This is a genomic window from Variovorax sp. V35 (genome assembly GCF_041154465.1).
GTDB classification, from domain to species: domain Bacteria; phylum Pseudomonadota; class Gammaproteobacteria; order Burkholderiales; family Burkholderiaceae_C; genus Variovorax; species Variovorax boronicumulans.
Map to the genome: position 1 here is coordinate 1305361 of NZ_AP028666.1, position 25547 is coordinate 1330907.

At 54.9% G+C, this 25547-nt stretch carries 21 protein-coding genes and 1 pseudogene; 18 read left to right on the forward strand and 4 right to left on the reverse strand.

Annotated features, from left to right (window positions below):
* The first annotated feature begins 30 nt into the window (after positions 1–30).
* From ACAM42_RS05955 to ACAM42_RS06035, 17 genes are all read left to right on the forward strand, one after another.
* Entirely contained in the window at positions 31–1332 is a 1302-nt protein-coding gene (locus ACAM42_RS05955; protein ID WP_369631372.1) for a nucleotide sugar dehydrogenase, read from the forward strand.
* A 24-nt stretch (positions 1333–1356) separates the two neighbouring features.
* Positions 1357–2304, forward strand: coding sequence for a Gfo/Idh/MocA family protein (locus ACAM42_RS05960; protein ID WP_369631373.1), 948 nt, complete (start codon positions 1357–1359; stop codon positions 2302–2304).
* A 17-nt stretch (positions 2305–2321) separates the two neighbouring features.
* A complete protein-coding gene (locus ACAM42_RS05965; protein ID WP_369631374.1) occupies positions 2322–2912 on the forward strand; it encodes an acyltransferase in 591 nt (196 codons plus the stop codon).
* On the forward strand, positions 2909–4003 hold the full coding sequence (locus ACAM42_RS05970; RefSeq protein ID WP_369631375.1) for a DegT/DnrJ/EryC1/StrS family aminotransferase: 1095 nt from the start codon (positions 2909–2911) through the stop codon (positions 4001–4003). The genes ACAM42_RS05965 and ACAM42_RS05970 overlap by 4 nt, the downstream gene beginning before the upstream one ends.
* Before the next feature lie 15 nt (positions 4004–4018).
* Positions 4019–5188: a glycosyltransferase gene (locus ACAM42_RS05975; protein WP_369631376.1), complete on the forward strand. Its 1170-nt coding sequence runs from the start codon at positions 4019–4021 to the stop codon at positions 5186–5188.
* Positions 5189–5218: 30 nt separating this feature from the next.
* Positions 5219–6631: a lipopolysaccharide biosynthesis protein gene (locus ACAM42_RS05980; protein WP_369631377.1), complete on the forward strand. Its 1413-nt coding sequence runs from the start codon at positions 5219–5221 to the stop codon at positions 6629–6631.
* Between the two features lie 42 nt (positions 6632–6673).
* Positions 6674–7957, forward strand: a complete 1284-nt coding sequence (locus ACAM42_RS05985; protein ID WP_369631378.1) for an O-antigen ligase family protein — start codon at positions 6674–6676, stop codon at positions 7955–7957.
* On the forward strand, positions 7954–9150 hold the full coding sequence (locus ACAM42_RS05990) for a glycosyltransferase family 4 protein (protein WP_369631379.1): 1197 nt from the start codon (positions 7954–7956) through the stop codon (positions 9148–9150). The genes ACAM42_RS05985 and ACAM42_RS05990 overlap by 4 nt, the downstream gene beginning before the upstream one ends.
* Positions 9147–10184: a polysaccharide biosynthesis protein gene (locus tag ACAM42_RS05995; protein WP_369631380.1), complete on the forward strand. Its 1038-nt coding sequence runs from the start codon at positions 9147–9149 to the stop codon at positions 10182–10184. The genes ACAM42_RS05990 and ACAM42_RS05995 overlap by 4 nt, the downstream gene beginning before the upstream one ends.
* 4 nt (positions 10185–10188) lie before the next feature.
* Positions 10189–11316 (forward strand): capsular polysaccharide biosynthesis protein CapF, encoded by a 1128-nt coding sequence (locus tag ACAM42_RS06000; RefSeq protein WP_369631381.1) that lies wholly within the window; start codon positions 10189–10191, stop codon positions 11314–11316.
* A 25-nt stretch (positions 11317–11341) separates the two neighbouring features.
* Positions 11342–12478: a non-hydrolyzing UDP-N-acetylglucosamine 2-epimerase gene (gene wecB / locus ACAM42_RS06005; RefSeq protein WP_369631382.1), complete on the forward strand. Its 1137-nt coding sequence runs from the start codon at positions 11342–11344 to the stop codon at positions 12476–12478.
* Positions 12479–12485: 7 nt separating this feature from the next.
* Entirely contained in the window at positions 12486–13739 is a 1254-nt protein-coding gene (locus ACAM42_RS06010) for a glycosyltransferase family 4 protein (protein WP_369631383.1), read from the forward strand.
* Positions 13736–14695, forward strand: a complete 960-nt coding sequence (locus ACAM42_RS06015) for a UDP-glucose 4-epimerase family protein (protein ID WP_369631384.1) — start codon at positions 13736–13738, stop codon at positions 14693–14695. The genes ACAM42_RS06010 and ACAM42_RS06015 overlap by 4 nt, the downstream gene beginning before the upstream one ends.
* A complete protein-coding gene (locus tag ACAM42_RS06020; protein WP_369631385.1) occupies positions 14679–15239 on the forward strand; it encodes a sugar transferase in 561 nt (186 codons plus the stop codon). Before ACAM42_RS06015 ends, ACAM42_RS06020 begins: the two co-directional genes overlap by 17 nt.
* A complete protein-coding gene (locus ACAM42_RS06025; protein WP_369631386.1) occupies positions 15239–15817 on the forward strand; it encodes an acetyltransferase in 579 nt (192 codons plus the stop codon). The genes ACAM42_RS06020 and ACAM42_RS06025 overlap by 1 nt, the downstream gene beginning before the upstream one ends.
* Before the next feature lie 132 nt (positions 15818–15949).
* Positions 15950–16222, forward strand: coding sequence for a VanZ family protein (locus ACAM42_RS06030; RefSeq protein WP_369631387.1), 273 nt, complete (start codon positions 15950–15952; stop codon positions 16220–16222).
* Between the two features lie 72 nt (positions 16223–16294).
* Positions 16295–17323, forward strand: a complete 1029-nt coding sequence (locus tag ACAM42_RS06035) for an acyltransferase family protein (protein WP_369631388.1) — start codon at positions 16295–16297, stop codon at positions 17321–17323.
* Here the strand turns inward: ACAM42_RS06035 and ACAM42_RS06040 are convergent.
* The 4 genes and pseudogenes from ACAM42_RS06040 to ACAM42_RS06055 form a co-directional block, all read right to left on the reverse strand.
* Positions 17320–18170 (reverse strand): annotated as a pseudogene (locus ACAM42_RS06040) (integrase core domain-containing protein). The gene ACAM42_RS06035 and the pseudogene ACAM42_RS06040 overlap by 4 nt on opposite strands.
* 125 nt (positions 18171–18295) lie before the next feature.
* Positions 18296–20146, reverse strand: a complete 1851-nt coding sequence (locus ACAM42_RS06045; protein ID WP_369631389.1) for a hypothetical protein — start codon at positions 20144–20146, stop codon at positions 18296–18298.
* A gap of 147 nt (positions 20147–20293) precedes the next feature.
* Positions 20294–22555: a polysaccharide biosynthesis tyrosine autokinase gene (locus ACAM42_RS06050; protein WP_369631390.1), complete on the reverse strand. Its 2262-nt coding sequence runs from the start codon at positions 22553–22555 to the stop codon at positions 20294–20296.
* Positions 22552–22986 (reverse strand): low molecular weight protein-tyrosine-phosphatase, encoded by a 435-nt coding sequence (locus ACAM42_RS06055; protein ID WP_369631391.1) that lies wholly within the window; start codon positions 22984–22986, stop codon positions 22552–22554. The genes ACAM42_RS06050 and ACAM42_RS06055 overlap by 4 nt, the downstream gene beginning before the upstream one ends.
* 506 nt (positions 22987–23492) lie before the next feature.
* Between ACAM42_RS06055 and ACAM42_RS06060 the strand changes: the two genes are divergently transcribed.
* Positions 23493–25451, forward strand: a complete 1959-nt coding sequence (locus ACAM42_RS06060) for a polysaccharide biosynthesis protein (protein ID WP_369631392.1) — start codon at positions 23493–23495, stop codon at positions 25449–25451.
* Positions 25452–25547 lie beyond the last annotated feature (96 nt).

Below are 25547 nucleotides of genomic sequence, written 5' to 3' on the forward strand. Positions count from 1 at the left end.
CGCCAATTTTTCGTCTCCAGTGCTTTCAATATGCAAGTCATTCAATCAACTCAACCTATCGCGATCATCGGCCTCGGCTACGTGGGCCTTCCCCTCGCTGTGGAATTTGGCAAGAAGCGCCGGGTGGTCGGCTTCGACATCAATGCAAAACGCATCGCAGAGCTGCAGGGTGGACACGATCACACGCTCGAAACCACCAGCGAAGAGTTGAAGGCGGCAACGCAGCTGGCATTCACCTCGCATGCCGATGACTTGCGTGACTGCGCTGTCTTTATCGTGACTGTGCCCACGCCTATCGACGATGCGAACCGTCCCGATCTGACGCCGCTGGTCAAGGCCAGCGAAACCGTCGGCAAGGTCATGCCGCAAGGGGCGATCGTTATTTTCGAGTCCACGGTCTATCCCGGCGCGACAGAAGAAGTGTGCGTTCCCGTGCTCGAGAAATTCAGCGGCAAGAAATTCAATGTCGATTTCTCCTGTGGCTACAGCCCAGAGCGCATCAACCCCGGCGACAAGGTCAACACGCTCACCAAGATCAAGAAGATCACCAGTGGCAGCACGCCCGAGGTGGCCGATGTGGTGGATGCGCTCTACAACGAGATCATCACCGCCGGCACGCACAAGGCTGCCAGCATCAAGGTGGCCGAGGCAGCCAAGGTGATCGAGAACACACAGCGCGACCTGAACATCGCGCTGGTCAATGAACTCTCCGTGATCTTCGAGCGTCTGGGCATCGATACGCTCGACGTGCTCGAGGCCGCAGGCAGCAAATGGAATTTCCTGCCCTTCCGTCCGGGCCTTGTGGGGGGGCACTGCATTGGTGTGGACCCGTACTACCTCACGCACAAGGCGGAGCAGGTTGGCTATCACCCTCAGGTGATATTGGCCGGGCGCCGCATCAACGACAACATGGCGCGCTACGTAGCGCGCAACACCATCAAGCTGATGCTGAAGAACGGCATGGACGTGCCGCGTTGCCGCATCGGCGTGCTGGGCATCACCTTCAAGGAAAACTGCCCGGACATCCGCAACAGCAAGATCGTCGACATGGTTCGCGAGTTCGAGGCATGGGGTGCTTCCGTGGAAGTCGTAGACCCATGGGCTGACGCTGAAGAAGTGACAAGCGAATACGGCCTTCAACTCGGCCAGGTCGATGCAGACCACCTGGTCGATGCGCTCGTCGTTGCCGTGGGCCATAACGAGTACCGCGGCGCGACGATGACCGAACTGCGTGCCCTGTGCCGAGGCGAGCAGCCCGTGCTGGTCGACGTCAAGAGCCTGTTCAACGCACAGGAAGCTCGCGACAGCGGCTTCTCCGTGTTCCGCCTGTAAGCCATTTTCCGTTTCTTCCTCGACATGAAAAACTTTGCTCTCATCGGCGCCGCCGGCTACATCGCTCCGCGCCACATGCGTGCCATCAAGGACACGGGCAACCACCTCGCGGTGGCCTACGACATCAACGATTCGGTCGGCATCATCGACAGCATCTCGCCGCAGAGCGAGTTCTTCACCGAGTTCGAACGCTTCTACGAGCATGCGCAGCAGCTCAAGCGCAACCCCGCGACCGCGTTGGACTACGTAGCAATCTGCAGCCCCAACTACCTGCACCATCCGCACATTGCCGCGGGTCTCCGCCTGGGTTGCGACGTGATCTGCGAGAAGCCCCTGGTGCCCACGCCGGATCTCATCGACGAACTGCAACGCGTTGAAAAGGAAACCGGCAAGCGTGTCTTCAACATCCTGCAGCTGCGCCATCACGAAGCCATCCTGAAGCTGCGCGACAAGGTGGCAGCGGCGCCCGCGGATACCAAGTTCGACGTCGAGCTGACCTACATCACCTCGCGCGGCAAGTGGTACATGGAAAGCTGGAAGGGCGACAACCGCAAATCGTTCGGCGTGGCGACCAACATCGGCGTGCACTTCTACGACATGCTGCACTTCATCTTCGGCAAGCTGCAGCGCAACGTGGTGCACTACAGCGGCACGGCCAAGGCGGCGGGCTACCTCGAATACGAACGTGCGCGCGTGCGCTGGTTCCTGTCCATCGACGCCAACGATCTGCCGGCCGATGTGAAAGGCAAGAAGACCACCTTCCGCAACATCGACGTCAGCGGCGAGAAGCTCGAGTTCTCCGAAGGCTTCACCGACCTGCACACAGTGAGCTACAAGGAAATCCTGGCCGGTCGCGGCTACGGCCTCGAAGATGCGCGCCACTGCATCGAGACCGTCAACGTGATCCGCGGCGCTACGCCCGTTCAGGGTGAGCAGGGCGAAGTGCATCCGTTCGTGCGGCAGCTTGCCTGACGCACCGCGAGTTCGGCATGGCATACAAAGCCCACCCCACCGCAATCGTCGACGAGGGCGCCCGCATCGGCGACGGCACCCGCATCTGGCACTGGGTGCACGTCAGCGCACAGGCGTCGATCGGCGAAGACTGCTCGCTGGGCCAGAACGTCTACGTCGGCAACGACGTGACCATCGGCCACAACGTGAAGATTCAGAACAACGTCAGCGTCTATGACGCGGTCACCCTGGAAGACGATGTGTTCTGCGGGCCGAGCATGGTCTTCACCAATGTCTACAACCCGCGGTCGGCTGTCACACGCAAGGACGAATATCGCCGCACCCTCGTGAAGCGCGGCGCGACGCTGGGCGCCAATTGCACGATCGTCTGTGGCAACACCGTGGGCGAATACGCCTTCGTCGGCGCCGGTGCCGTGATCAACAAGAACGTGCCGGCCTACGCGCTCATGGTCGGCGTGCCTGCCAGGCAGATCGGCTGGATGAGCGAATTCGGCGAGCAACTCGCGTTACCGCTGCAGGGCGCAGCCGAAGCCATTTGCGCGCGCACCGGCGCGCGCTACGTACTCGACGGCAATGCCGTGACCAAGTTGGATGCCAAGACGCCATGATCGAATTCATCGACCTCAAGACCCAGCAAGCCCGCATCAAGGACCAGATCGACGCGGCGATTCAGCGCGTGCTGGCGCATGGGCAATACATCCTCGGGCCTGAAGTGGCCGAGTTGGAAGAAAAGCTTACGGCCTACACAGGTGCGAAGCATTGCATCACTGTGGCGAACGGTACCGATGCTTTGCAGATCGCTCAGATGGCGCTTCGCATCGGACCGGGTGATGAAGTCATTACGCCGGGCTTTACGTACATCGCCACCGCCGAGACGGTGGCGATGCTGGGCGCCAAGCCGGTGTACGTGGACATCGATGCGCGCACCTACAACCTGGACCCGGCGTTGCTGGAAGCTGCGATCACGCCGCGGACCAAGGCCATTGTTCCGGTGAGCCTGTATGGCCAATGTGCAGATTTCGACGCCATCAACGCGATTGCCGCGAAACACGGAATTCCGGTGATTGAAGATGCGGCGCAGAGTTTTGGCGCTACTTACAAGGGGCGTAAAAGCTGCAATCTCAGCACGATTGCGTGTGCGAGTTTTTTTCCTAGCAAACCCCTCGGATGCTATGGCGATGGCGGGGCAATATTCACCAACGATGACGAGTTGGCGAAAACCATGCGACAGATCGCTCGACATGGCCAAGATCGACGGTATCACCACATTCGGGTGGGGGTGAACAGCCGGCTTGACACCTTGCAAGCTGCGGTGCTATTGGAAAAGTTAAAAATATTCGATGACGAAATTGTGAGTCGCCAGCAGGTGGCGGCTGAATATGGGCGCTTGCTGCCTGATGCTGGCGTTGCCGCGGTTCCATACATTGAAGCTCATAACCAAAGTGTGTGGGCTCAATATACCGTGCGCGTGAGCAATCGGGAGGTGTTGCAGGAACGATTGAAGCGAGCAGGTGTGCCAACCGTTGTGCATTATCCCATTCCTTTAAATAAACAGCCTGCGGTAGCGAATGAACAAGTTAATTTATCCGTAGGTGATGAAGTCGCAAGCGAAGTACTTAGCTTACCAATGCACGCTAATCTTTCATTAGATCAGCAACGGCTCGTTGCAAGTGCAATTTATGCGTCTACTTCTATATAAGCCTTCCGGCTCGCCATGCATATCCTAATAATTCCGTCGTGGTACCCAAAAAACAAAGCTGACATTAACGGAAGCTTTTTTCGAGAGCAATCCATTGCGTTAGAAAGAGGCGGTAACAAAGTCGGTGTCATTTATCCAGATCTTCGTTCCCTTAGAGACTGGCGATCCGTTTGGTCAGGGCGTTATGACATTTCCAGAGAAGACGATGAGGGGGTTGTCACGTATCGTGCCCATGGGATGAATTGGTTTCCTAGGAATGCTGGACTCGCAGAAAAATTGTATCAATGGCATGGTGGACGACTGTACAAAAAATATGTAGATGAAAATGGGGTGCCTGACGTCATGCATGCCCATTCACTTCTGTACGCTGGATCAATAGCTGCTTTGCATCGTGAAAAATTCGGGGTCAAGTTTGTTGTTACTGAGCATAGTAGCGCGTTTGCCAGGAAATTAATCTCAAAAAAAGGGGTGGAGATTGCGAAAAAAAGTGCTCTTGCAGCATCTCGGAGGTTTGCCGTTTCCCAATCATTGGCGTCTGCTCTTGATGATTTAATAGGAAATAAGGCCGGGGAGTGGGAGGAGTTCCCCAACATAGTTCAGAAGAAATTCTTAAATTACGAATTCGTTGAGAAGATAAAACGGCCGCGGATCAGATTTTTGAATGTTGCGCATCTAAATAAAAACAAGGGTCACATTAACTTGCTTGAAGCCTTTTCGCTCGCGATGAAGAGCGCCTCAAATATTATCCTTACAATTGGTGGGGATGGCCCAGAGCGAAAAAACCTGGAAAATCTTGCTCGCGACCTGGGGATTGCCCAGAGCGTAAAATTTACAGGCCTCCTGTCGCGAGACGAAGTGCTGCTAGAAATGGTTAAAGCAGACGCACTGGTTTTGGCTAGTAAATATGAGACGTTTGGGGTTGTTGCGATTGAAGCGCTAGCGTTAGGAAAGCCAGTTATCTCCACCCGCTGCGGAGGGCCCGAATCAATCATCAGGCCAGAAGATGGAGTGCTCGTCCCAGTGGATGATCCTAGTGCCTTGGCAGCAGCAATTTTACGCATGAGTGAATCCGGAGAGCTCTATGACGAGGTCGAAATTCGAAGCTCTTGTGCGATCCGTTTTGGTGAAAAATCGATCGTAAATCGCCTCGCTGAGGCGTATGCCGGATTAATTAATCAAAAATAAACCCATGAGTTGGTGCTTTTTTTTTAACTCATGAATCGAAGAAAAATATTCGGATTCATGCTAGGGCCTGTGCTGGGGGGCGTTCTCAGTCTGCTATCAATACCTTTACTTGCATGGCACTTCCACCCAGAAGAAATCGGGAGAAATGGAGTCTTCCAGATTTTTCTGTCGTTTTCCCTGATGATCTTTAGCTTAGGGTTGGATCAAGCATATGTGCGTGAGTATCATGAAGCAGAGGACCGTCAGGGGCTTTTCAAAAAATGTTTCTCCGTTGGTTTCGTGCTTCTCGTTATTGTGGTATTTGCGACCATCCCGTTTTTTGAGAAAATCTCAAAATTCCTCTATGGGGAAGCCAATCTTGCGTGGCATCTTCTTACCTGTGGTTGCCTTTTATTAAGTTTTGCATCCCGATTTTTTTCCCTGGTAGTGCGCATGCAAGAGCGCGGTTTGGCCTATTCAATGAGTCAAATTTTACCCAAGCTCGCATTATTGGGATTGGTCTTGATTTACGTCGCAGCTGGCGCTGGCAAGAACTACGAAAATCTGCTCTATGCAAATTTTTTCGCACTTCTCGTAACCACGGTAATTTTTGGCATAAATAGCAGAGCAGATTGGATGCCTAAGGCTGAAGGAGGTTGGGATAAAAAAGAGATAAAAAGACTTCTCAGTTTCGGCCTCCCATTAGTTGGCTCTGGACTAATTTACTGGGCCCTAAGCGCAACAAGTGTGCTGGCATTGAGGACGTTTTCCGGGTTCAAAGAAGTCGCTATTTATTCTATGGCAATGAATTTTGCCGGAATTGGAGTTCTGCTCCAATCAATATTCTCCACCATATGGATGCCGACTGTTTATAAATGGGTCGCAACTAAGCAGGATTTGGCGAAGATTGAAATAGTTACGAATCATGTCCTGTTGCTAATTTGTCTTTTATTTTCTCTTGTCGGGCTGTTTGCTTGGACCATCGACTATGTGGTCCCTGTTGCCTACTTGGAGGTTAAATTCATTGTGGTGTGCTGCATGGCACAGCCACTTTTGTATACCTTGTCTGAAGCGACTGTTGTTGGTTTAAATATTCAGAAAAAGACTTCGTACTCTTTGATTGCTTCGGCGGCGGCGTTTGTTACGAATGTAGTCCTCTGCCTACTTCTCGTTCCTCGGCATGGAGCTGCAGGAGCTGCGGTGGCCAATGCATTTTCCTATTTTGTCTTTCTTATAGCGAGAACAGAGCTGTCATGCCTTGTCTGGCAGAAGATTCGACGGCGTCATATCTATACGACCATATTGATTTTCTTGATCATTGGTTCGTGTATGGCTTTTGGGGAGGTGGGCGAAAAATTGTACGCTGCTCGCGTGCTTTGGCTAATAGCCTTTCCGGTTGCTTTCATAAGGGTTGTCGGAATTTTTTATAAATATGCTTCAAATCGAAGCATTGAGTACCCATAAAGTGTCCTTGTTTTTTTGGACTTCTGGAGAGGACAAGGTTATATGGTAGGCCTTACTGAGTTCAGAGCGAAGCAATCGTCCTTCCCTGAATGGATATTGTATTTTGTGATTGGCTGTATTGTTCTAAATACAGTTCATTTTATCCCTCCGGATTATAAAATTGGCTGGAAACTGATTGCCTACTCAGCACTTATGGCTTTGTTGTTCTTTCGGGCTAATGGATTTTTTAGCTTGAAAAAAGACAATCGTTATGGGTGGTTTTTGATCTATGGCGCGTTTTATTGGATTTCTTTGGTCGCTAGTGTAGATTCTTCGCAGGGGCTGAGTTCTGTTGTGAATGAGACTATAGTGGCCTTTGCTTTAATGCATTTGATTGTATTGCACATCGATAAAAAAGGGGTGGATGGAATCATTTTTTCATGCTTCGTTTATTGCTCCATCCTGGTGCTGGCATCGGTCCTAATTTCGATTGGTTTGATTAATGTTAATTATTATGATTACGGGTCAAACGAGCTTGGAGTCGATAGTGTAGAGCTTGGTGCATTGAGGTTTAGTGGGGTCTACAGTAATCCCAATGGATTGGGAATTCTTTTTTCTGTATATGCGGCACTTCTCTGTCATTATTATAAGAGGGCAAGAAGTCTTCGAGCCAAAAGCATTTATATCTCGTTGTTAATTTTTTCTGGCATTGGTGTTGCTGCAACGCTGTCACGCGCAGCAATTGTTGCTTTCTCAGTGGTGATTTTTATTTATTTCTTCTTATTCCAATCTTGGCGAGGAAAAGTCTATTTTGTAGGTTTTGCACTTCTTCCATTGGCACTATTTTTTCTTTTTTTGAGTAGTGACTATTTGAGCGCCGGATTGGCTCGGGAGGAAGTATTCAATAACCGAGATGTTATTTGGAGGGACGCGCTGGGGGTTTTTGAGGATAATTTTTTTCTTGGACTTGGGCCTGGCATGTATTCGTATGACGATGGCCACGCATCCTTTAGCGCACATAATTACTACATTAACTCCCTCGCCAACACAGGCATACTGGTGACAGCCGCCTTTTTGTTTTTCTTGATTTCGGTTTGGCGCAAATCCTATTCTTTGCTCAAGAGTGAGAAAAAGGAAGCGGATTATTCTTTCTTGTTCTCGTTTGCGTTCATCTCCTCGTTAATGATTCATCAGTTCGCTGAATCGGGAGGGTTTGCTGTTTTTGGGCTTCAAGGGGTGATATTTTTCATCTGCTGCGGAAACGTTATTGCAGCCTCTATGCGAGCGCGTATCCGAAGACGAAAAGAGAGGCCCACTTCCATTTCAATAAATGGTTATTCGAGATGAGAGTTTTATATATTCATTGTGCGGGCCCTTTTGGCGGCTCTTCCCGAAGTCTGTACGAAATGCTTTGTGGTGCCCAGTTGGATGGCTTCGAGTTGGCATTTCTTACGCAACGGGGCACGGTAGTGCCTTATTTCGAAAAGTTTGGAGAGGTCATCGCCGTAAGGGGATTAAGCCAGTTTGATCATGGGAAATACAGCTTTTACAGGGGGCTTCGCTGGTTGATTTTATTGCGAGAGATTTTTTACCTTCCTTATTCATTGATTGGGGTGCTGCGTGCCAAAATCAGGTTGAAGAGGGTTGATGTAATTCATTTGAACGACTTTGTTGGATTGATTCCTTTGTTTTTTGCATCTATTTTATTTGATGCCAAAGTTGTTATCCATGTGAGATCTCTTGTTAATCACGATGCTAGTTTATATAGAACTAGGTTTATAAATAAGGTCTTGGGAAAAAAAGCGGTATCCGTTATATGTATCGATGAGACCGTTCGTCGTACCATTGATAAAAATATCAATGCAAAAATCATTCATAATGGGTTGAATTTTTCGGCAAAACCTGTGACGACCGGGGCTTCAAGTAGTACGGCGCTAAAGGTTGGTTTTGTGGGGAATCTTCTTCGACAAAAGGGAATTCTTGATTTGGCAGAAGCCGCTGCTCATTTGAAGGCAATGGGCAAGCCGTGTGAGTTTTTTATTTATGGTGATGCGATAAAGAAAAGCTCTGGCTTGGTGTCGGTTCTGCTTCAAGCTGCAGGCCTGCGCCAGGATGTAAAGCAAGAATTGATTGCCCTGATAAAAAAATCCTCTTTAGAGTCGAATTTCCATTTCATGGGGTTCTCCAATGATTTGAGAAAAGTCTATGAATCAATAGATGTAGTCTGCTTTCCCTCGCATTTGGATGCGCCGGGTCGACCTGTGCTCGAGGCTGCATGTTTTTCTAAGCCTGCCATTGTTGCTGTTACAAACCCAACCCCTGATACGCTGATTCACGGTGTCACCGGCTTGGCATTTGAATCGAGATCAGTCAATGGTTTGGTAGATGCTATATTGACTTTGCATCAAGATAGGGGCTTGTTGGAGAGAATGGGGAGCGCAGCAAAATCCCTTGCAAATGAAAAATATGACCAGAGGGTTAATTCAATGAGAGTTTTGGCATTGTATGAGTCTCTAATATTAAAAGAGGATTTGAAATGAGAGGTTGTCTTTTAATAACGGGCGGAACGGGTTCTTTTGGTAACGCTGTGCTCAGGCGGTTTCTTAATTCTGATTTATCGGAAATTAGAATTTTTAGCCGAGATGAGAAAAAGCAGGATGACATGCGCAAGCGCTACAAACATCCGAAAATCAAGTTCTATATCGGCGACGTACGAGATGCGAGAAGCGTAAGCGCCGCTATTCGAAGTGTCGATTACGTATTTCATGCAGCGGCGTTGAAGCAAGTGCCGTCTTGTGAGTTCCACCCCATGCAAGCTGTACGGACCAATGTGCTTGGCACGGAAAATGTCTTGGAAGCTGCGATTGCCGCAGGAGTGCAGCGCGTCGTATGCCTTAGCACCGACAAGGCGGTGTATCCCATCAACGCCATGGGCATCAGCAAGGCCATGATGGAAAAGGTGATGGTCGCCGCCAGCCGGAACCTGGAGAGCACTAACACCGTCATTTGCGGCACCCGCTACGGCAACGTCATGGCCTCCCGCGGTTCGGTGATCCCGTTGTTCGTGGAGCAGGTGCTGGCGGGCAAGCCCATCACTGTCACCGACCCGTCCATGACCCGCTTCATGATGACGCTGGAAGACGCCGTCGAACTTGTGCTGCATGCCTTCGAGCACGGCAACAACGGCGATATCTTTGTGCAGAAGGCGCCCGCCGCCACGGTGCAGGTTCTCACGCAAGCCATCCTGGAAGTGATGGGCAAGCCGGACCATGAAGTGCGCGAAATCGGCACTCGCCATGGCGAGAAGCTCTATGAAGCGCTGCTGAGCCGGGAAGAAATGGCCTGCGCCGAAGACCAGGGCGATTACTACCGCGTGCCTCCCGATGGCCGCGACCTGAACTACGCGAAGTACGTGGAGCAGGGCGAGAAGCGCATCACTCAAAGCTCGCACGGTGAAGACTACAACTCGCACAACACCACCCGCCTCGATGTCGAAGGCATGAAGAAGCTGCTGCTCAAGCTTGACTTCATGCAGCGCATCGCGCGGGGTGAGTCGGCTGTGGCAGAGGGATAAAACGATGAAGGTGTTGATTACCGGCACTGGTGGCTTCTTGGGCAAGAACCTGCAATTGCACCTGGCCGAGCGCAAGGACGTGCAGATAGTTCGCTTCACCCGCGACCACAGCGTGGAGCAATTGCCAGCGCTGCTGGAAGGCGTGGACTTCGTGTTCCACCTCGCTGGCGTCAATCGCCCACAAGACCCGCAGGAATTCGCCATCGGCAACGCGGAGCTCACGCGGAACCTCTGCTGCGCCGTCGGTGACGTGGCGAAGGCGACCGGCAAGAAGGTGCCGATCGTCTACACGTCGTCCACGCAGGCGGGGCGCGACAACCCGTACGGCAACAGCAAGCGCGGCGCAGAAGAAGCGCTGCTGGCCGCAGCCACTAGCCACGGCATTCCGATGCATGTCTTCCGTTTGCCCAATGTGTTCGGCAAGTGGTGCCGGCCCAACTACAACTCTGCCGTCGCCACCTTTTGCCACAACATCGCGCGCGACCTGCCGATCCAGGTCAATGATCCGGCCGCGCCGGTCACGCTGGTGTATGTGGACGATGTCATCGAGCGTTTCGTCCAGCTCATGGACGGCGCCGATGCCACCGTGGATGCCGGCGGTTTCGCGACGGTCACGCCGCAATACACCACCACGGTGGGCGAACTGGCCCGGCAAATCCAGTCGTTCAAGGATAGCCGCAACACCCTCATGATCGACCGCGTGGGGGCGGGCCTGGTGCGTGCGCTTTATTCGACCTATGTGAGCTACCTGCCGCCCGAGCTGTTTGCCTATACCGTGCCGCAACACGGAGACGCGCGCGGTGTGTTTGTCGAGATGCTCAAGACGCCGGACGCCGGCCAGTTCTCGTTTTTCACAGCGCACCCGGGCATCACGCGCGGCGGCCACTACCACCACAGCAAGACCGAGAAGTTTCTTGTCATTAAGGGGCAGGCGCGCTTCAAGTTCCGACACATGAACACCGGCGAAACCCACGAGCTAGTGACCGCGGGCGACAAGTCTGAAATCGTCGAGACGGTGCCGGGCTGGACGCACGACATCACCAACATCGGCACCGAAGAAATGGTCGTGATGCTCTGGGCCAACGAGGTGTTCGATCGCGCGCGGCCTGACACCTTCGCTTGCCCGCTGTAGTCCCTCGGCTTTGGATCCATCTCCCATGAAAAAACTCAAAGTCATGACCGTGGTCGGCACTCGGCCCGAAATCATCCGCCTGTCGCGTGTGCTGGCCCGGCTCGACGAGCACTGCGACCACGTGCTGGTGCATACCGGCCAGAACTACGATTACGAACTCAATCAGGTCTTCTTCGACGACCTGGGCGTGCGCAAGCCCGACCACTTTTTGAACAGCGCGGCCAACGCCACCAGCGCGGCGCACACCATCGGCAACCTCATCATCGCGGTGGACCAGGTCCTGGGCGAGGTTCAGCCCGAGGCTATGCTGGTGTTGGGCGACACCAACAGCTGCCTCTCGGTAATTCCGGCCAAGCGCCGCAAGATTCCGATCTTTCACATGGAAGCGGGCAACCGTTGCTTCGACCAGCGCGTGCCCGAAGAAACTAACCGCCGCATCGTGGACCACACGGCGGATGTCAACCTGACCTATAGCACCATCGCGCGCGACTACCTGTTGCGTGAAGGGTTGCCGCCTGATCTGGTCATCAAGACCGGCAGCCCGATGTTCGAAGTGTTGACACACTATCGCCCGCGCATCGAGGCGTCCGACGTACTGGAGCGCCTGGGCTTGCAGGCCGCGCAGTACTTCGTGGTTAGCGCGCATCGCGAGGAGAACATTGAGTCGCCGCAGTCCTTTGGCAAGCTCGTGTCGGTGCTGAATGCCGTGGCCGAAGATCATGGTCTGCCGGTCATTGTTTCGACGCACCCACGCACGCAGAAACGCATCGACGCGACCGGCGCACGCTTTCATCCGCAGGTGCGCCTGTTGAAGCCGCTGGGCTTTCACGACTACGTGAAGCTGCAGCTCTCGGCACGCGCCACGTTGTCCGATAGCGGCACAATCAACGAAGAGTCGTCGATCCTGAATTTCCCGGCGCTCAACCTGCGCGAGGCTCACGAGCGGCCCGAAGGCATGGAAGAAGCGGCCGTGATGATGGTGGGCCTCGAAGTGGACCGTGTGCGCCAGGGCCTGGCCATTCTGGAGAGCCAGCCGAGAAGCGAGGCGCGCGGCATGCGCCAGGTGGCTGACTACAGCATGCCCAACGTGTCAGACAAGGTGCTGCGCATCGTTCACAGCTACACAGACTATGTGAACCGCGTGGTCTGGAAGAAGTACTGAAGTCACTATGCGGTTGCTCGTCGTCTCCCAGTACTTCTGGCCGGAAAACTTCAGGATCAATGATCTTGTCGCCGAATTCGTGCGGCGTGGCCACCAAGTCACGGTGCTGACTGGTGTGCCCAACTACCCCGACGGCAAAGTGTTCCCCTCGTACCGCAATGCCCCCGAGATGTTCGCACGCTATGAAGGAGCGGAGGTCGTCCGGGTGCCCATGTCTGCGCGTGGAAAGGGAGGCATCCGCTTGATGCTGAACTTTGCGACCTTCGCGATCAGTGCATCCGTGCTTGGGCTGTGGAAGCTGCGAGGGCGCGACTTTGACGCGGTTCTCGCCTATGAGCCATCGCCCATCACGGTCGGCGTGCCTGCAGTTGCATTGCGAGCGGTAAAGCGGGCACCACTGGCTTTCTGGGTTCTTGACCTTTGGCCCGAGACGTTGGCAGCCATTGGCGTGGTTCGCTCGCCTTTCATCCTGCGTTCAGTGGGGCGGCTTGTGTCGTTTATCTACAAGCGCTGTGACCTGATCCTGGCGCAGTCGAAAAGCTTTGTGCCTCAAATCAAGAAGTACTCGGGCGATAGCGCCCGAATCGAATACTTCCCCAGTTGGGCCGAGATGCTGTTCGATGTAGAGCAAGCGGTTGCTGCGCCTGAGGTACAGGTCCAACCGGAGTGCTTCACCGTAATGTTCGCTGGAAACATCGGCGATGCTCAAGATTTCCCGGCAATCCTCGCCGCAGCGGAAACGCTCAAGGAACACCGGAGCATTCGTTGGTTGATCGTCGGTGACGGCCGAATGGCGCAATGGGTGGTCGATGAAATCCAGCGTCGCGGATTGCAAGAGTGCGTCCATATGCTCGGACGGCATCCAGTCGAGCGAATGTCCTCTTTCTTCAAGCATGCCGACGCATTGCTGGTCAGCTTGAAGAACGAGCCGATCTTCTCGATGACCATACCTGGCAAGCTGCAATCGTACCTAGCCGCGGGCGTTCCCGTACTCGCCATGCTGAACGGCGAAGGTGCCGATGTGGTGAAAAATGCCGTGGCCGGCTTGACTTGTAACGCGGGGGATCACAAGGAGCTTGCCAAGGCAGTTCTGAATCTCTCGAAAAAATCAAGCGAGGAACGCAAGGTAATGGGCGCGAATGGCCTTGCGTTGAGTGCCAGCGAATTTGGGCGTGGCTCGCTGATTAATCGACTGGAAGGTTGGCTTCAGTCGCTGTCCTTCCCCGCCTCGGCCACAAAAAAACGAAGTGAGGCAAGATGATCCTAGTAACAGGAGCGACGGGCTTCGTAGGCACTGCGCTGGTTGCGCGGCTGCTTGCTGATGGCCAGCCTGTGCGCGCGGCGATTCGTCGTGAATCAGCGCTCGAGAAGTTCAAGGTCGAAACCACAATGGTTGACGACCTCAGCACGGAAACCGACTGGCAGAAAGCCGTCGCCAATATTGACACAGTGATCCACACTGCTGCCCGCGTCCATGTGATGTCGGATGGTGCGAGCGATCCACTGATGGAATATCGGCGCACAAATCTTCACGGAACGTTGCGACTAGCGCGGCAAGCCGCGGAGGCGGGGGTGCGACGCTTTGTCTTCGTCAGCTCCATCAAAGCCAATGGAGAGGCAACGCGGATTGGCAACGCTTTTTCAGCGGATGGGCCTACAGCCCCAGTGGATCCGTACGGCATTTCCAAACTGGAAGCAGAGCAGGCCTTGCGGGAGTTGGCAACACGAACCGGAATGGAAGTTGTGATAGTGCGCCCGCCTCTCGTGTACGGCCCCGGCGTCAAAGCGAACTTCCGCACAATGATGAGCCTAGTCGCGCGTCGAATTCCGTTGCCGCTTGGAGGCGTCACCGGTAATCGCAGAAGCATGGTGTCTCTCGACAACTTGGTAGATCTGTTGACTGCTTGCTTGCATCATCCTGCAGCGGGAAATCAGACTTTTTTAGTTTCCGACGGTGAGGATCTTTCTACCGCACAACTACTGAAACGTCTGGGGCAAGCCATGGGAAAGCCTGCGAGACTGCTTCCTGTTCCGGCGAGTTGGCTGGAGCGAGGTGCTTCGATGCTGGGGCGAGCCCATGTCGCGCAACGACTCTGTGGTTCGTTGCAAGTCGACATTTTTAAGACGCGCAATTTGCTGGGATGGACGCCTCCCATTACCGTTGACGAGGGCTTGAAAAGGACTGCAGAAGGATATTTGCGTGAAGCGTCTGTTTGATTTTTTTTTGGCACTGTGCGCTGGGGCGGTGCTGTTGCTGCCCGTTGTGATCGTGGCGGTAGCAGTACGCTTTACCTCCCGCGGGCCTGCTCTTTACTGGTCTGAGCGGATCGGCCGCGATAACCGCATTTTTAAGATGCCTAAGTTCCGTAGCATGCGTGTCGGCACGCCCGCAGTAGCTACACATTTGTTGTCCGACCCCAGTATGTATCTCACACCTATTGGGTCTTTTCTGCGCAAAAGCAGCCTCGATGAACTGCCGCAACTTTGGAGCATCTTGGTCGGAGATATGAGTTTTGTGGGGCCCCGACCAGCGCTCTTCAATCAACAGGATCTAATCGATCTGCGTACTCGGAATGGTGTCCATGCGTTGGTGCCGGGCCTGACTGGCTGGGCGCAAATAAACGGACGCGATGAGTTGCCTATCCCCGCCAAGGTCCAGCTCGATGTCGAATATCTTCGTCGTCGCTCGTTGTGGTTTGATATCCACATCTTGTGGCTTACCTTCGTAAAGGTGCTGAGGCGCGAAGGGGTGACGCACTGATGAAAAAGCGTTTGCTGATCATTGGTGCAGGTGGTCATGGTCGCTCTGTCGCTGAGGCCGTATTGCTGGGGCGGGACTATGCATTGACGGCGTTCCTGGACGACGCGGCCAAGCCGCTGCAGCATCATTTGTGGGGCTGCCCGGTCTGGGGTACGACAGCGATGCTGGCCGACAGTTGCGACCGAGTAGATGCGGTCATCGTGGCGATCGGCAATAACACATTGCGTGAGGCCTTACAGCAGAAGGTGAAGGCGCATGGAGTGACGCTGGCGACGGTGCTTCATCCTGCAGCCATGGTGTCGCCCTCAGCTACCGTAGGGGAGGGCAGTGCCGTAATGGCCGGGGCTATCGTGGGAACTGAGGCTCAGCTTGGAGAGGGTGTGATCGTCAATTGTGGCGCGGTGGTCGACCATGACTGCGTGGTGGAATCATTTGGTCATCTTGGTGTCAATGCGGGCATGGCCGGAGGCAGTGTGCTCGGGCGTTCTTCGTGGATGCCTGTGGGTTCGATGCTCGCTCACGGAGTCAAAATTCCTGCTCGGCGTGTGCTGCGAGCGGGCGAAGTGGTCGATGCCTGAGTGATGCCCGCGCTCCCCAAGCCAAGGCCGCGTAAGCAGGTGAAATCGAAGATCAGTCTGTTATCGACTTGGACTTTCTGGGCCTGTATTTGTGCGATCCTTGGGCTGTCACTCGCGCCTCCCTCGACGCCCATGCCCACGACCGGATGGGACAAGAGTAATCACGTGCTAGCCTTTGTTGTTTTAACCTTTTTGGCACGTAAGGTTTGGGCCGAGCAGTTTTGGCTGGTGCTGTTAAGTCTATTGGCCTATGGGGCGCTCATAGAGTTGCTGCAGTCTCTCATGCCCTATCGGCATGCTGAATGGAGCGATCTCTGGGCGGATGGTCTCGGCCTGCTTGTCGGGACGATATTCACTCGACGTAATAGTCCGCTCAATACCGTCGTTGACGATCTACGGGTTTAGGGTGTGACTTCGACGATGTGTGTTAGCGCTAGTGGAATCTTGATCAGCGGTGCCAATCGAAAAATAATCCGAATGTCTACCGAAAAAAACAGGCCACCATTCTTCACACGCCTCGAGCTAAGAGGGCGCGAGCGACGCGCAGAGATTGATGTGGCAAAGGGCATCGGAATCTTGTCCGTCGTTATTGGGCATATCTTCACCGGGGCGATTGTTCCTGTGATATTTTTATGGCACATGCCGTTTTTTTTCTTTATTAGCGGGCGCCTGTTCAGTCCACGTCAAGATGCAATTGGATACGCGGCATCAAAGGTGAAAAGCCTGTTGGTTCCATATGTTTCTTTCCTTTTGCTATTTTCACTTCCATTTTTTTTAAAAACCGCTAAGGCGCACCCTTCAGAGTTGGGAGGGCTGGTGTCGAATATGCTTTATGGTGGCGCTAGACTCACCAGTTGGTTTGGTGTTTTTTGGTTTTTGACATGCCTTTTCTTTACGCAGCAACTGGCGAATTTTATTGTCATATATGCGCGGCGAATCACGGTGATGCTCTGCTCAATTTCAGCGCTCGTTGCACTTTTAATGGCTTCGTGGGTTCCTGAAATTGAGACCCCATGGGGCCTGCATGTCGTGCTCATGGCGCTTCCAATTTTTATATTGGGGTATCTAACTCGAACCGGTTTTATGTGTGCCTATGCGCGGTGGATCGCGATTTTTGGGCCTATCGCACTGATTGCTGTGTGGGCGGGTGTCTTGGGGGCATTCGACATGAAGCATGGTCGGTACGGAACACCTGTTATTTCTTTGGTGGCAGCAATATCGGTGATATTTTTTGTACTGGAAGCCGCGAAGCTCGTCGCCCGCTACGAGAGATCTTCCAAGGTCTTGGTATTTTTTGGGCGGGCGTCAATGACAATCATGTTCACGCATCAAGCAGTACAGCTATCACTGTTAGCTGTCGGAGTCGGCTCGCCCTTTCTGCGGGTAGTTATCGCGCTAGCAGTGGGGTTGATTACTCATGTGCTGTTAACCAAAACAAAATTCACTCGGAGATTTTTTTTGGGACGCTTCGAAGGTAAGCTTCCACCCCGATTGGCGGGTGCCTAGCTGTGAAGCGTCAAGAGGTTGTTTCTTGACGAGTTGTGTCTGGACATGGGCGCGATGCCGGTGTGCGGGCGATGCCAGTTGTAGTGGTGTTGCCAGCTTGCCAGGGCATCGGTTCGATGGGCTGAGTTCTGGTATGTCCAGCCGTAGGCCCGCTCTCGCAACGCGGACTGGATCAACCTCTCTGCCTTGCCGTTGGTCTGCGGTCGGTAGGGCCGCGCGAAGCTGTGCTTGATGCCCAGACGGGCGTAATAGGCCACTGCATTGCGCAGGAACAGGATCGCCTGCGATTGCGTCTCGTCTGGGTGCATGGCGGTAAACGCCAGCCTTGCGTGGTCGTCGATGGCCACGAAGAGAGTCTCCTAACCTGCACCTTCCACGGAGTTTTTGCGATTGCCGGTGACGCGGTGACTGGGCCGCACGATGCGCCCGAGCTTCTTGGTGTCGATGTGCAGCAGATCGTCGGGAGCTTCGTGCTCGTAGCGAACAACCGCTTCGACCGGCTCCAGGTCGCTCAACTTGGACATGCCCGCTCGCGCCAGGACGCGGCTGACCGTGGGCTCCGAAACCCCCACGCTGCGTGCGATGCGAGCCTGCAGCATTCGCAGCTCGACGATGAGCAACGCCTTGCCTGCATCGATGGTCCTGGGAGAGCGCATGGGCCTGGAAGACGCTTCGGCCAGGCAGCCTCACCGCCCACAAGGTAGCGACCGAGCCATTTCCTGGTTGTGGGGGCGCTCACGCCGTGCGCGGCCGCCGCTCGCACGGCATCCAAGCCTTCACAAGTCATCTGTTTGACCATCTCAAGTCGGCGGGCAAAGGTAAGTCGGGCATGCTTATGGGTGTTCATCCGGTTGGGCGTCCTGAGTGGATTGGGTGTTTGGCGACTCCCAGTCTCTCAAGCCCAATCCGAACACCGGATACAACTTATTGGAGCTTCACACCTAGCCTTCTCGCCGCTCTCAATTTTTTTGCCTATTTCTTATTGGGTTTTTGCTGTTCCCTATGAATGGAATTCGCTACGGATTCCGATGGGTCAGTCAACCACCTTACCGAAGCAACTCCCGTAGTGGGCGGTGTTCCTGAAATGATCACGGTATTATTTTTTGACGCTGCCCAGATGGAGCGAGTCATAGAAGGGCCGGAGCGCGTTTCAGCGTATGCGCCGGCATGTTCGATGGCCACCTTATTTCCGACCGACTTTCCAAAAAGAATGAAGTCGTCCTTTCGCGAGCAGAGCGTCTTGATTGTGATTTGAGATTTGGCACACGTGACGACAGAGGCGATCGCGGCAGGACGCGCTGATCCGGCATCAGGTGCGATGACAAACACGTTCGCAGATAGACCTGTGCCACCGGCCCAGAACCCAGTTCGATTGATTGAACTTACCGGGAGATAGACGGTGCAGCTCTCGATTACACCGTCCCGTACCGTGGCTTCTAGATTGGTTTGAATGTCTACGAGAACAGTGTTGACGCCAGCCGGATCGTCAAAACCTTCGGACTTTGACATGATACTGCCGACGCGCCAATTCTTCGCTTGCCCTTTCAGGCTGAAGGCCGACGTGGCTTCCATCGTCGTGATGATCTCGCCAATAGACGCGTTATTGAACGCAGTGATCTGCACGCTGGCATCGAATCCAATTTTCCCCGAGGGGCCTTGGATGATCGATCCGTATTCTTTGACCCGATCAATCCGAGCATCGATTAGATTGATGTACGCAAAATGCCCCTGTCCGTAGTGCTGCATCGAATGGTTGTGGCGCTTTGTACCTTCAAGTGAGCCGAAACGCATACCAACTGTATTGTTGGCTATTGCTCTTGCGTAGTGGCTCGCGAACATGCTTCCGACGTTCGAGCCGTGGAACGAGCCTGTATCGCCTCGCAGAACGAAGTCGTATAAGTTCGCGTCGGACTCACCGACTGCCTCGATCCGCTCGATATTGATGATCGAGGCGCCGCCATAGCGGATAAAACCGCAGAACTGTGCGTCGCTGGGTTGCTTCTCACCATATTTTTTCACGACGCCGGCATTTTTCGGGTAGCTTCCGGCGAAAATCAAACGCGCGGCCCCCCGGAAGGTGAGCCGCTTGCTCGCACAATTGATGAGTAGGAATGCTGAGGCGCAGTGGCGGATCGCCGGGCCGTTGAACTGAATTTCGATATCCCCTGTTAGGGTGTCCGCTTCCGACGCGATGAAGACGTTGTAGAAACTGCCTCCATTGAGTTGGATGATCCCTGACGAGGCTAGCGCAGCCTTGAATGCGGGGATGTTGTTAAATTTTGTGTCGTCAGGCTTGGCGCCATAGCGACGGATATCGGCCACCCCATCGAAGCGCCAGCGCCCCGCACCAGAAACACGCGCGGGCTTGATCACGCTACCGCCGTTGTCGGCTAGAGTCGACGCAGGATCCCACACAAACGCGCCTCCGCCGCCATCGTTCGCCGTGTAATAGCCGTCTATCGTTGCATGCGTGGCGTGAGCGGGGGGCGAAAGATGCCGTAAGTCATCGAGCGTTCTGATACGCATCACTGCGTCGCGGGCGTGTGCCGTTCCAGCATCTTCGGCGGGAGCCGTGACCAGTTGTTTGGAGTCATCGCCTACCCAAGCGGAGAGCCCGCGTAGGACTTCTTTCAATTCTCCGTTTTGCGTATCCTCGCTTGACGCCCATGCGGTCAGCGGCAGGCCGAGCATCGTTGCCAGTAGGCGTCGCCGTGACTCATTGCTGCGAACCGAACGACCCACAGGCTTCAGGAACCACTTGAACACACTGCGCTCCGGTTGCATAAGGGCGACCATTCTGAACGACACCACACGGTTGCGCACGTTGTGGCTATCGCGTGACGCTTAAAGCTCCCAACTGAGTCGAAGTGAAGCCGTCCCCCAATTGAAGAACCTAACGCGGTGGCCGAGCTTGGTATGCTGTCCGGAACTCTCGCATCTCATGTCCGTTCGATACCTATTGTGAACTAACTATTCAGCGGCTACGCCAGCTTCTTTGTACTTGTACTCGGTGTACCTATAGCCACCGTATTTGTAACCATAGCTACCATAGTGCCTGCGGGAAAGGTCCATGCCATTGAAGACCACGCCGTTGACTCGCTGGTCGGCGTGCGCGAGACGCTTCACGCTCTCATTTAATTCACCCAACTGGGTCAGGTTGTCGCGGGCGACTAACAGAACAACACCTGCATGCGCAGCGACCGCGGCAGCATCAGCGGCCACGAGCACCGGAGGGCTGTCGATCACCACCAGATCGTAGTGTTCCGAGAGGTCGTTAAGCAGTTCACCTAGCTTGGACGACAGCATCATATTCGCGGGATTGAACGGGTAGGCGCCAGTCGTCAAGACATCCAAGTTGGGGACCACTTGAGTATGAATTGCCTGCTCAGGTGTCAACTCACCCGACAGTACATCCGCTAAGCCCCCTTTGCGCGGCAAACCGAAGGCTTTTTGAAGATGACCCTTGCGTAGATCGGCGTCGATCAATAGAACGCGCTTGCCAGCTTGTGCCATGATGACAGCGAAATTGCCAGAGACGAAGCTCTTTCCCACCCCAGGCGTAGCGCCAGTGATGAGTACACGGTTGTTCCCGGTTTCCATCAAAGTCAGTTGCAGGGAAACACGCAGATTGCGCAAGCTCTCGATGGCAAGGCTTTCGGGGGACGTGACAGCTAGCAGTTGCACACCCTTTGCGCCGCCGGCAATGTGCTCCAAAATCGTCTCCTGCTCTAGTGCGAGTGGAACGACGGAATAGACATTGAGACCAAGGCGGTCCTCGATTTCTTGCGGGTTCTGAATGCCACCCGAAAGCTTGCTTCGGAGGATCGCAAAGGCTACGCCCGCCAATAATCCAATTACTAGAGAAAGCGCCACGATCAGCGGCTTCTGCGGTTTGACCGCCTTTCGGGGCTCAATAGCCGTATCCAGTAGTCGCACGTTACCAATCTTCCCCTCTTTAACAAGGCGAAGTTGCAGCGAGCTATTGAGGAGCGACTTGTAGAGCTCGCCGTTCACTCGCACGTCGCGTTCGAGTCTGAGGGCGTCCCGCTGAACTGCAGGCATAGCACTCACGCGGGTCTCAAGATTTTCGATCTCATGGCGAACGGCCGCGATCTGGCCGTCGATCATCCGCACCTTGGGATTGGTCTCGGTGAAACGTGAGAGCAATTCGCGCCGCAGTTGTTGGGACTCCAGGAGTTTGGTCTGCAACTGCACAGACATGGACAGCGCAGCTTTTGCCTCTTCGTCGAAAGCAACAGTGCCGTTTTTATTTCGAAAACGTGCGTACGCATCTTCTGAATCTTCGAGCTGCTGCTTGAATTCTGGGAGCTGCCGGTCGAGAAATTCGATGGTCTTCTCCGCCTCGGCTGCCTTGCGTTCTACATTTTGGCGTACATATTGAGCGCCAACCTCGTTAAGTGTGCGGCGCAGACGATCCCGATCACTGTCCTCTAAAGTAACGCTGATTACATTCGATTGCTTCCCCTGCTCGCCAAGCTGAAGGCGCTTTTGCAGATTTTCCGTAGTAGCGAGCACCGATGCACGAGAGACTAGGAATTCGGCGCCAGGCTTGCCGTCGAGTCGAGAAACTATCAATGTAAGAGTCCCATCCGGCAACTGCTGACTAAGGACTTTGCCAACCGTTCCGTTCAAAGGGTTAGCAAGTTCAGGATGGCTCAACGTAAACTGGCTTCCACCGATTGCGGTGATTGTGAAAGGCGATTGATCTTCCAACGCGGGAGGGACGTCGAACTTGGCAATATCTATGGCTTCGGTACCTGAAACGTAGCCACTCGCGCCAAGGAAGCCAGGGCTTGATAGCTCTTTGGCGCGCCTCGAAAGCCACTCTCCGATAAACGGCAAATAGCGTGGCTGTGCGTCAATGTAGAGTTGCTTTTCCTCGACGGCTCCGCCGATGACCATCCGCGAGCGGATGATTTGGATTTCGCCCGTGGCAGGCGTCTTCACATCGAATAAGTTTGCGGTGTCGCCAAGAAAGTTCTTGGCGTCGGGGGCGGAGTCTTCAACTTGAATCAGAAGATTGGATTGATAAATCGGCGTGGCCAGCAGCGCATAGGCCGTACCGATGACGAGCGCGACGGCGGTAATGCTAGCCACCAGCCACTTTCGGTCGAGCAAAATATCGAAGTACTCGGACAAGTGAATTGCGTCGTCGTCATGGACGGGCGCGAGTGCTGCGGAAGGGGCCGAAGTGGAAGCAGAAAGAGTCATGAGAGTTTGCGAATGCGTTCAGCCCAAGCTTGGGCGCCGTCGTCGATAAGTTGCAGGGCGTGCTCAAAGGCCGGGCGGCCCATGCGGTAAGGGTCCGGGATGTCCCTGCGTGCGACTTCGCCAAGTCGAAACAGCTTGCCTCGAGTAAGTGGATAGCGTTGGCCAATATGCAGCCGCTGAGCTTCGTCCATCGCAAGGATGAGATCGACCTGCTGGCACATGAGCGCCGTGAGCTGTCGTGCCCGATGAGTTTCGATGTCGATGCCGCGTTCGGCCATCAGCTTGCGCGCAATCGGATCTGCTTGGTGCCCCACCAAGGCTCCAGTTCCCGCTGACGCGACTTGAACCTGCGGCAACGCCGCAGCAATCAGTGCTTCCCCCATCGGGCTACGGCAGATGTTGCCAATGCATACCACCAGAACAGATTTCATGAGACTTGGCTCCCTGCGAAGGCTTGTGCCTTTGTTGTCAGACTCAACGTATTGCGTGCCGTGTGCTTCATATCCAGCATGAATCACATGAATCACATGCCATGCCGAAATGTCCTCACCATTTGTTCTTCGTTGGCAATTGGATCGCGCCATCTAACCAAGAGAGCCGAAGAATGGCCCAGGCACGCCCCTGGCATTGTAGTCAGGGCGTTGGCGCCCACTGCCTCGCGCATGTGGTCAAGCGGTAGGCGCTCTGGGCTCGAATCGGTCATTGCTGCCAAGGGGGCAACTGATCGAGTGGGCTGATCAGCCGCCCTATGACCAAAGTCATACCGATGCAAAAGATACAAAAAATGACATTGTGAGTGTCGCGAATCCCCTGAATTGGGGGGGGGTGGTGGGTACCCTTCACAGACAATTATTGCAGCGCGGCGCACTCCAACGCCGCAGGAGTTTTCAGTGTGATCAATCGTCTGGCTGCGCCCTTGCTCGCTTTGCCGCGCCCTATGAAGCGCATGCTGGCTCTAGGGGTGGATGCAATGCTCTGCGTCCTGTGTGTCTGGCTGGCATTCAGCTTTCGTTTCGAGCAGTGGGTGACGCCGCGCGGCGTTCAATGGTCGGCTGTCGCGGTCGCTGTCGCCCTTGCGCTTCCCCTCTTTGTGGTGTTCGGGCTCTACCGAGCCATCTTTCGCTATGCAGGCACGGCTGCGGTCATGGCCATCGTGCGCGCGTGCGTGTTGTTTGGCCTCGGGTATGCATTGATCTTCGCGGTGGTCGGTGTGCGAGGAGTGCCGCGCACGGTCGGATTGCTGGTGCCGTTGCTCTTGTTCTTGGCTATCGCTGGCTCGCGCATGTTCGCGCGCTATTGGCTGGGCGGCCTCTACATGAGCGCGTTGCAGCGCAAGCAACTGCCTCAGGTGGTGATCTACGGTGCAGGTAGCGCGGGTTTGCAACTGGCTGCGGCGTTGGCGCAAAGTCGCGACATGGTCGTCCGCGCTTTCGTTGACGATGACTCGCATCTCCAAGGCAACACGATCAACGGTCTGCGCATTCAGTCCTCGGATTGGCTTAGCAACAACGCCGCCAGTTGGGGCATCACGGACGTGCTCTTGGCGATGCCTTCGGCCAGTCGCGGGCGCCGCGTCGAGATACTGAACCAATTGTTGCCATTGCATCTGCATGTACGCATGCTCCCGGGGTTGCTCGATCTGGCCAATGGCAAGGTGCAGGTCAATGACCTGGTTGAAGTCGACATCGAGGACTTGCTGGGACGGGATCCAGTCGAGCCGGTGGCGGACCTGCTGCACAAGCACATCCGGAGCCAAGTGGTGCTGGTGACTGGGGCCGGCGGCTCCATCGGCAGCGAGTTATGCCGGCAGATTGTTCAGCTTGCGCCTTCCACGCTGCTGCTCGTAGAGCTGAGTGAGTACGCGCTCTACGCCATCCATCAGGAACTGGAGCAACTGGCGCCGAACGTGCGTGTCGTGCCGCTGCTTGCGTCGGTATGCGATGCAGCGCGGCTGCGCGAAGTGATGCGCGCCTGGCGTCCTGACACGGTTTACCACGCGGCTGCGTACAAGCATGTGCCGCTCGTCGAGCACAATCCGGCAGAGGGTGTGCGAAACAACGCGATTGGCACGCTCACGACGGCGCGGATTGCCGTGGAGTGCAAGGTTCCCAACTTTGTCCTGATCAGCACCGACAAAGCTGTCCGGCCGACGAACATCATGGGGGCCAGCAAGCGCGTCGCCGAAATGGCGCTGCAGGGACTGGCGCAGCAGAGTTCAGATACTTGTTTCTCGATGGTCCGCTTTGGGAACGTGCTGGGCTCAAGCGGTTCTGTGGTGCCGTTGTTTCGCAAGCAAATCGAGGCAGGTGGCCCGATCACGCTGACACATGCGGACATCACGCGCTATTTCATGACCATTCCCGAAGCCGCCCAGTTGGTGATTCAGGCGGGCGCGATGGCGCAAGGCGGTGACGTCTTCGTGCTCGACATGGGGGAGCCGGTGAGGATCATTGACCTCGCTCGTCGGCTGGTGGAGCTTTCGGGGCGTACGGTTCGTGACGAGCATTCGCCGGATGGCGATATCGAACTCCAGGTGACCGGATTGCGGCCCGGCGAGAAGCTCTACGAAGAGCTTCTGATTGGTGACAGCGCGATGCCTACGACACATCCTCGTGTGATGAAGGCGCACGATCCCTGCCTGCCTTGGAACGAACTCTGGCGCCAGTTCGAGACGCTGAATGCGGCACTCGAAAGCAGCGATGTGCCGATGCTGAAGCGGGCGCTGACGCAGATGCTGCCCGGCTACCGGCCTCATGCGGAGGTGGTGGATTGGGTGCATATGGAGCGTCACCGTGTGCGTGACCATGCCCTGCCGCTCTCAGCGGCGGCTGGCGCTGCGGCGGTGGGCGAAGCTAGCCAGCCATCCGCACCGAATCAAATTGCCGTGGCAATCTGATTCGATAGAACTGCTTCATTTTTCCCCGTCTCGACTCACCAGGGGTGCTGAGACCAAGAGCCCCAAATCGGGGCTCTTTTGTTTCCAGCCGGTGGC

What these genes read in the sequence shown, in the direction of transcription:
- ACAM42_RS05955 (WP_369631372.1), top strand. Translation starts at nt 31, where the DNA reads ATGCAAGTCATTCAATCAACTCAACCTATCGCGATCATCGGCCTCGGC.
- ACAM42_RS05960 (WP_369631373.1), top strand. Translation starts at nt 1,357, where the DNA reads ATGAAAAACTTTGCTCTCATCGGCGCCGCCGGCTACATCGCTCCGCGC.
- ACAM42_RS05965 (WP_369631374.1), top strand. Translation starts at nt 2,322, where the DNA reads ATGGCATACAAAGCCCACCCCACCGCAATCGTCGACGAGGGCGCCCGC.
- ACAM42_RS05970 (WP_369631375.1), top strand. Translation starts at nt 2,909, where the DNA reads ATGATCGAATTCATCGACCTCAAGACCCAGCAAGCCCGCATCAAGGAC.
- ACAM42_RS05975 (WP_369631376.1), top strand. Translation starts at nt 4,019, where the DNA reads ATGCATATCCTAATAATTCCGTCGTGGTACCCAAAAAACAAAGCTGAC.
- ACAM42_RS05980 (WP_369631377.1), top strand. Translation starts at nt 5,219, where the DNA reads ATGAATCGAAGAAAAATATTCGGATTCATGCTAGGGCCTGTGCTGGGG.
- ACAM42_RS05985 (WP_369631378.1), top strand. Translation starts at nt 6,674, where the DNA reads ATGGTAGGCCTTACTGAGTTCAGAGCGAAGCAATCGTCCTTCCCTGAA.
- ACAM42_RS05990 (WP_369631379.1), top strand. Translation starts at nt 7,954, where the DNA reads ATGAGAGTTTTATATATTCATTGTGCGGGCCCTTTTGGCGGCTCTTCC.
- ACAM42_RS05995 (WP_369631380.1), top strand. Translation starts at nt 9,147, where the DNA reads ATGAGAGGTTGTCTTTTAATAACGGGCGGAACGGGTTCTTTTGGTAAC.
- ACAM42_RS06000 (WP_369631381.1), top strand. Translation starts at nt 10,189, where the DNA reads ATGAAGGTGTTGATTACCGGCACTGGTGGCTTCTTGGGCAAGAACCTG.
- wecB (WP_369631382.1), top strand. Translation starts at nt 11,342, where the DNA reads ATGAAAAAACTCAAAGTCATGACCGTGGTCGGCACTCGGCCCGAAATC.
- ACAM42_RS06010 (WP_369631383.1), top strand. Translation starts at nt 12,486, where the DNA reads ATGCGGTTGCTCGTCGTCTCCCAGTACTTCTGGCCGGAAAACTTCAGG.
- ACAM42_RS06015 (WP_369631384.1), top strand. Translation starts at nt 13,736, where the DNA reads ATGATCCTAGTAACAGGAGCGACGGGCTTCGTAGGCACTGCGCTGGTT.
- ACAM42_RS06025 (WP_369631386.1), top strand. Translation starts at nt 15,239, where the DNA reads ATGAAAAAGCGTTTGCTGATCATTGGTGCAGGTGGTCATGGTCGCTCT.
- ACAM42_RS06030 (WP_369631387.1), top strand. Translation starts at nt 15,950, where the DNA reads ATGCCCACGACCGGATGGGACAAGAGTAATCACGTGCTAGCCTTTGTT.
- ACAM42_RS06035 (WP_369631388.1), top strand. Translation starts at nt 16,295, where the DNA reads ATGTCTACCGAAAAAAACAGGCCACCATTCTTCACACGCCTCGAGCTA.
- ACAM42_RS06050 (WP_369631390.1), bottom strand. Translation starts at nt 22,555, where the DNA reads ATGACTCTTTCTGCTTCCACTTCGGCCCCTTCCGCAGCACTCGCGCCC.
- ACAM42_RS06055 (WP_369631391.1), bottom strand. Translation starts at nt 22,986, where the DNA reads ATGAAATCTGTTCTGGTGGTATGCATTGGCAACATCTGCCGTAGCCCG.
- ACAM42_RS06060 (WP_369631392.1), top strand. Translation starts at nt 23,493, where the DNA reads ATGAAGCGCATGCTGGCTCTAGGGGTGGATGCAATGCTCTGCGTCCTG.